We start from the raw sequence: 6132 nt of genomic DNA on the forward strand, positions 1-6132 counted from the left end.
CCAAGAGACCTTCGCCAAGGCTTTCACCGCTTTTCATCAGTTCACGCCGGGCACCAACCTCAAGGCGTGGCTCTACCGCATCCTGACCAACACCTACATCAACTCCTACCGCAAGAAGCAGCGCCAGCCGCAGCAAGTCACCGACGAGATCGAGGACTGGCAGATTGCGCGCGCGGAGTCGCACGGTTCGTCAGGTCTCAAGTCCGCCGAGATGGAAGCCCTCGAGCATCTGCCTGACAGTGACGTCAAGGACGCGCTTCAGGCTCTGCCCGAAGACTTCCGTATGGCCGTCTACCTCGCAGACGTCGAGGGTTTCCCTTACAAGGAGATCGCCGAGATCATGGAGACGCCGATCGGCACAGTCATGTCCCGACTGCACCGCGGCCGTCGTATGCTCCGCGACATGCTCAGCGACTATGCCCGCGATCGCGGCATGGCCGTCACCGGTGGAGGTGACACAAAATGAACGAGCGCCAGCGAGTGAACATGTGGCCCTTCATGCCGTTGCCGACTTATCGTTTCTTCTTGTCGGAGGTGACGGCATGAACGAGTGCGACGGACCCGACTGCGAGAAGGCTCTCGAGAACCTCTATCTCTTCATCGACCAGGAGATCGACAGCGCCAGCTGTGCCGAGATCCAGACCCACATCGACGAGTGCACCCCATGCCTGTCTGAGTACGAGCTCGAACGGGTCGTGAAGTCACTCGTGTCGCGCTCGTGCTCGGAGGTCGCCCCCGAGGTGCTCCGGCAAAAGGTCCTCGTCTCGATTCGGACTGTTCAGGTCCAGATCACCGAGACCAAGAACCCCTGACCCGGGAACCAAGAAATCCCCGTCCGATGGACGGGGATTTCTCATGTCTTGGAAACGACGGTCAAGCGTTGGGACGCTTGCCGTGGTTTGCGCCCTTCTTCTTGCGAGCGCGGCGCTTGCGGCCTCGACGGCTCATTGATCCTCCTCGAAAAGCTGGAAGGCCTAGTCTCCCACAGGCTTGATCCGACTCATGAATCGCTCCCGGTCCACGATCACCCGACGGATCTCACCGCTCGCCAACAACGTTCCGGCGGCGTCCAGTGCGGCGACCTGAAACCGTACGAGCCTTCCGTCGATGTGAATCACCGTTGCGGTCGCGGTGACCTCGGTCCCGACGGGACTGGCAGCGAGGTGCTCGAGATCCACCCGGGTGCCAACGCTTGTCTGTTCAGCAGCGAGATCGAGCGCGGCGCAGGTTGCTTCTTCGCACCAAGCGAGCACGACCGGCGTACCGAGAACGGGCAGGTCCCCGCTCCCGACAGCGATCGCCGTGTGGGCCTCGCGGACGGTGTGGGTCACTGATGCCGTTTCCATGCGCTCAGGTTACGGGTGCCGAGAATGCCCAGAGGGTGACATCGGGCTCTGGTGACCAGTCGAGCTCGGGTCGTCTGACGAAACCGAACGACTCGTACAGCTGGTGCGCCGGCTTCATCTCCTCGAGCGAGCAGAGCACGACCTCCGTCAGGCTGGCAGCGCGGGCCCTGTCGAAACATGCGTCGACGAGAGCCCGACCGATGCCACGGCCGCGGGCGTCTGGAGCGACCGAGAGCGTACGGAACTCGCCCTGGGTGTCTGATGTGGACACCTCTCGCTCCGACGAGCCGGGCGGGCACCAGGTGGCAGTGCCGAGCAACTCGTCACCCTCGGCAGCAACCAGAAGCACGCTGCTGCGTCCTCGCGACTCGGCGTCGCGGAGCCAACCTGCGTAGTTGTCGTCAAATGTCCCGTCGGGATGGGTGAGGTAGCCGTCAGCGTCATATCCGGCAACGGTCAGGTCGCCCACCGCGGCGTACTCGTCTTCACGGGCCTCGCGAATCTCCACGCTCAAATCCCGGTCGTCGCCCTCGGGTACGCGGCGTTGACGTCGGTCATGACGTTTATGAGGTACGGGACGCCGGAGGCGAACGCGCGATCCAGTGCGGGACCGATGTCCTTGGGGTCGGTCACCATCTCGCCGCCACCGCCCAGTGCGGTCACGACCTGGTCGTAGCGCGTCTGGGGTGCGAGGTCGGCGGCCACGTCGTAGCCATAGAGCCACTGCATCGGGCCCTTCTCGAGACCCCATGCCGAGTTGTTGCCGACGATCATGACGATCGGCAGGTTGTGGCGCACCAAGGTGTCGACATCCATCAGCGACATACCAGCGGCACCGTCTCCGTAGAGGAGGACGACCTGGCTCGATGGCTTCGCGATTCGGGCGGCCATCGCGGCTCCCATTCCAGCGCCGAGGCAGCCGTACGGACCCGGATCGAGCCAGCCGCCCGGGAGTTTGGGCTCGACGAACTTGCCGGCGAACGAGACGAAGTCTCCGCCGTCGCCGATCACGACTGCGTCGTCTGCGAGTCGAGGCAACAGTTCGCCGTAGATGCGGGCGGGGTGGATCGGGTCGGCCGAGGCGGTCAGCAGCTCATTGTCGCGAGCAGTTGCCGCCTTGACCTCGTCCTGCAATGTGCTGAGCCACGGTGACCAGTCAGGCTTGCTGCCGGCGTCCGACTGGAGAGCTGCGAGCACTCCGTTGAAGACGAGCGTCAGGTCACCACTGGCCGAAGCGGCCATCTCGGCATGGGTCGAGACCTGGCCGGGGGAGTCGGCGATGTGCACCGTCTTGGCCGGTGCCGCGCCTTCCTTGCCGCCGAAGATGCCGTAGCCGAGGCGGAAGTCGAGCGGCGTACCGACGACGATCACCAGATCGGCGCCGTTGAATGACGTCGAGCGGGCCTTCGTCACCAGTTGCGGGTGACCGCCGGGGATGATGCCGCGTCCCATGCCGTTGGAGATGACGGCGATGCCGGTCTCCTCGACGAACTGAAGCGCCGCCTGCTCGGCGTGATCAGCCCAAACGTCGGTGCCGATCACGAGAACTGGGCGAGCCGACTCACGCAGGAGCCCGGCGATCTTGGCCAGAGCACCGGAGTCGGGCTCGATCGGCGCTGTCGTGTTGCCCTTGGACTTGGTGGTGACGGTGGTGGCGTTGAAGAACTCGTCCATCGGTACGTCGACGAAGGTCGGGCCGCGGTGCGAAGAACCGGCGAGCGTGAACGCCTCATCGAGCACGGGCGCGATGTCATCGACCTTGTGGGCCGTGACCGCTGACTTCGAGATGCTCTCGACGATCGGTGGCTGGTCGAGCTCCTGCAGGCTGCCTGAGCCCCACCGGTTGTTGGGGGCGCGTCCGCCGACGACGACCAGCGGCGAGCCGGAGAAGCTGGCCTGAGCGATGGGACTGACGCCGTTGGTGACACCGGGACCGGCGGTCAGCACGGCGAGACCCGGCTTGCGGGTCAGCTTGCCGATCGCCTCGGCCGCGAAGACGGCGGTTGGCTCGTGGCGCACGTCGATGATCGGCATCGCCGGCTCAGCCTTGACGGCGCCGTCGTACATCGGGAATACGTGGGCGCCGGACAGGGTGAACATGTGCTCGACACCGTGGGCGCGGGCCACGTCTACGGCGTGGACTCCGCCGTGCTGGGGTTCGTCAGTCATGGGACGCACGCTACTAAACGGGCGGAGCACCCGGTGGTCGGAGCGCTCACGTGATGGGTTTGGCGCGCGTGGTCGGACGATAGAGCCACGGGCTTTCGGCGCGGATCTGGTCGAGCACAGCCAGGATCAGGTCGGCACGATGAGCGGGCTGCTCGGCGAACAGCTCGGCGTCAGCGCGCAGGTCGGCCCGACCCTGCACGCCGAGCGCCAGCTGCAGGTGAAGGGCTCGGAGCAGCGATGAGGTGTTGCGCACTGACGGCGACGGCCACTCGGCCTCGATATGGCCGCGTGTGCGTGGGACCTGGATACCGGCGCCGAGTCGGGCCAGCCACGGCTCGACGATGCCCGCATCGAGCGCATTGCGATGCAGCAACGTCATGACCGCATACGCCAGCCGGTCCTCCTCGCCGTGACGCCAGATGTAGGACGTCGGCGTGAGCACACGATCGGCGATGACGTCGAGCAGGACGGTGAGCTCGAGGCGACCAAAATGGCGCGAGCGGGCGAGGGCAGCGAGGAGGTCGGCACCATGTGCGATCGCATTGGCCCAGCCCTGCTCGGGCACCCAGCCGCGGTGATCCTGCTCGCGTACGTACCAAGCTGTCGCGCTGTCGCCCCAGGCAAGCACCGAGTCGGACGTCATCAGGTGCTCGTTGTTGTCGCGCCCGATGATCTCGGCGAGCATCAGCGCGCTGTAGGAGCGGCGAAGCACCGAAAGGTCGCCGTCATGCCCCAGTCCGTAGCGAAGCCCGGGGACGATGCCATCGCCCAGGCCGGAGAGCAGGTCGTCGTAGACACCCTTGGTGATCCAGGTCGTCAGCAGTGGGTAGGCGATGTCTTCGCGCCAGCGCGGATTGGGGTGGCCGAGCATCTCGACGAGCTCAACTGTGCACTCGTCCAGACTTCGATCGGCCGGTACTTCCATACCGGCCTGCATCACTGATTGCCAGTACGCCTCAGACACTCATCCATCCTTACATGCGCCGCTCCGCACTACCCTTGACGTGTGCCCTCGCTGGATGACATCGCGCGATTCCAGACGTCGCTGTCGACCAGCGATGTCTCATGGCTGCATGCCCTGGTGACGGATTGGCAGATCATTGCGGACCTGTCGTTCTCCGACCTGGTCCTGTGGGTGCCCGATGCCGAGTCGAAGGGTATGTGGGCCGGTGCCCAGATCCGCCCGACGACGGGCCCCACCACACTGCTCGAGGATGCGGCGGGCACGTTCCTGCCGGCCGGACACACTGATCGCCTCGACCTGGCGCTCGCGTCCGGCGAGGTCGTCGACGAGCAGGTCGAGAAGATGCCGGACGGTACGCGAGTCCGGACCCGCACGATCCCGGTGAAGCGTGAAGGCTCGACGATCGCGATCATCTCGTCGCGGCGCAGCGACAGCGCACCTCGTACGGCGAGTGAGCTCGAGGCGACGTACCTCGAGGCGGCCGACGAGCTGATCGACATGATCCAGCGCGGTGAGTTCCCCCTTGAGGGAATCCGCTCCGACCTGGCCGACTCGTTGCGTGTTGGCGATGGCCTGATCCGTACAGATGGGCGCGGCCGTGTCGCGTATGCCAGCCCGAACGCGCTGTCGGCCTATCGACGGCTCGGGCTTGCCGGTGACTTGATGGGTGCGGAGCTGGGGGAGGTCACGACGGGCCTGATCGACCGGAGACCAACCGACCGAGGGCCGCTGGGCCTGCTGCGCGGTGATGCGGGAGGAGAGGCCGAGATCGAGAACGCGACCGGATCGCTGCTCCTGCGCGTCATCCCTCTGAGGTCGGGCGGGCATCGCAATGGCGCGTTGATCCTGCTGCGAGACGTCACCGAGCTGAGGCTGCGTGAACGCGAGCTCGTGTCGAAGGAAGCGACGATCCGCGAGATTCACCACCGGGTCAAGAACAATCTGCAGACCGTCGCGGCGCTGCTCCGCCTTCAAGGGCGACGCGTTGAGCTGCCCGAGGCACGTGCCGCACTCGATGACGCCGTACGACGAGTCGGTTCGATCGCGCTGGTGCACGAGACGCTGAGCCAGTCGTTCGGTGACGAGGTCGACTTCGACGACATCGCCGACCGCCTGATTCGCAATGTCCTCGATGTCTCTCGTGGACCTGACGTCGGTGTCGTTCATGCCGACCGAGTCGGTTCGTTCGGTTCTCTGCCCGGAGTCGTAGCAACCCCGCTGGCCATGGTGCTGACCGAGCTCATCCAGAACGCTGTGGAGCACGCGTACGGGCCCGGCGGCGGCACGCTCACGCTTGCGGTCAACCGGATACGTGACCGTGTCCGCCTGCGAGTCAGTGATGATGGTGTTGGCTTGCCGAAGGACTTCGATCCCGCTGACAGCCTCGGACTCTCCATCGTCACGACGTTGGTCGAGGGCGAGCTCGGCGGCACGCTGACCTTCGAGCGTCGCAACAGCGGCGGTACGACCGTCGCGATCTCGCTGCTGGTCTAGAAACGGCTGGGGACGCAAAGAACCCCGCGCTCCAAGGAGCACGGGGTTCACCGATACGTGTACGTCAGGCAGTACGAATACGTGCCCGAGCATTGCGGCGCTTCAGCGTACGACGTTCGTCTTCGCTCAAGCCTCCCCACACACCGTGGTCCTGGCCGC

Annotated in this window: 8 protein-coding genes and 1 pseudogene; 3 read left to right on the top strand and 6 right to left on the bottom strand. The window is 65.4% G+C overall.

Annotation, left to right across the window (positions count from 1 at the left end; translation table 11 throughout):
• Both V6M39_RS10975 and rsrA read left to right on the top strand, forming a co-directional pair.
• On the top strand, positions 1 to 466 hold a 466-nt coding region (locus tag V6M39_RS10975; RefSeq protein ID WP_332643858.1), incomplete at its 5' end, for a sigma-70 family RNA polymerase sigma factor.
• Between the two features lie 76 nt (positions 467 to 542).
• Positions 543 to 812, top strand: a complete 270-nt coding sequence (rsrA, locus tag V6M39_RS10980; protein WP_332643859.1) for a mycothiol system anti-sigma-R factor — start codon at positions 543 to 545, stop codon at positions 810 to 812.
• A gap of 61 nt (positions 813 to 873) precedes the next feature.
• On the opposite strand, the gene V6M39_RS18090 is transcribed toward rsrA, so the two are convergent.
• The 5 genes from V6M39_RS18090 to V6M39_RS11000 are packed head-to-tail and all read right to left on the bottom strand — an operon-like array spanning position 874 to position 4479.
• A complete protein-coding gene (locus tag V6M39_RS18090; RefSeq protein ID WP_396127872.1) occupies positions 874 to 948 on the bottom strand; it encodes a 50S ribosomal protein bL37 in 75 nt (24 codons plus the stop codon).
• Between the two features lie 26 nt (positions 949 to 974).
• Positions 975 to 1346, bottom strand: a complete 372-nt coding sequence (locus V6M39_RS10985; RefSeq protein WP_332643860.1) for a thioesterase family protein — start codon at positions 1344 to 1346, stop codon at positions 975 to 977.
• Between the two features lie 4 nt (positions 1347 to 1350).
• Positions 1351 to 1854: a GNAT family N-acetyltransferase gene (locus V6M39_RS10990; protein ID WP_332643861.1), complete on the bottom strand. Its 504-nt coding sequence runs from the start codon at positions 1852 to 1854 to the stop codon at positions 1351 to 1353.
• Between the two features lie 2 nt (positions 1855 to 1856).
• On the bottom strand, positions 1857 to 3515 hold the full coding sequence (locus V6M39_RS10995; RefSeq protein WP_332643862.1) for an acetolactate synthase: 1659 nt from the start codon (positions 3513 to 3515) through the stop codon (positions 1857 to 1859).
• 46 nt (positions 3516 to 3561) lie between these two features.
• Positions 3562 to 4479, bottom strand: a complete 918-nt coding sequence (locus V6M39_RS11000; protein ID WP_332643863.1) for a DUF2785 domain-containing protein — start codon at positions 4477 to 4479, stop codon at positions 3562 to 3564.
• A 42-nt stretch (positions 4480 to 4521) separates the two neighbouring features.
• On the opposite strand from V6M39_RS11000, the gene V6M39_RS11005 reads away from it, so the two are divergent.
• The gene (locus V6M39_RS11005) at positions 4522 to 5973 is read left to right on the top strand and encodes a sensor histidine kinase (protein ID WP_332643864.1); all 1452 of its coding nucleotides are present in this window, start codon (positions 4522 to 4524) and stop codon (positions 5971 to 5973) included.
• A gap of 64 nt (positions 5974 to 6037) precedes the next feature.
• Here the strand turns inward: V6M39_RS11005 and V6M39_RS11010 are convergent.
• Positions 6038 to 6132 (bottom strand): annotated as a pseudogene (locus tag V6M39_RS11010) (WhiB family transcriptional regulator); the annotation flags it as partial.

It is taken from the genome of Aeromicrobium sp. (assembly GCF_036675695.1).
GTDB lineage: Bacteria > Actinomycetota > Actinomycetes > Propionibacteriales > Nocardioidaceae > Aeromicrobium.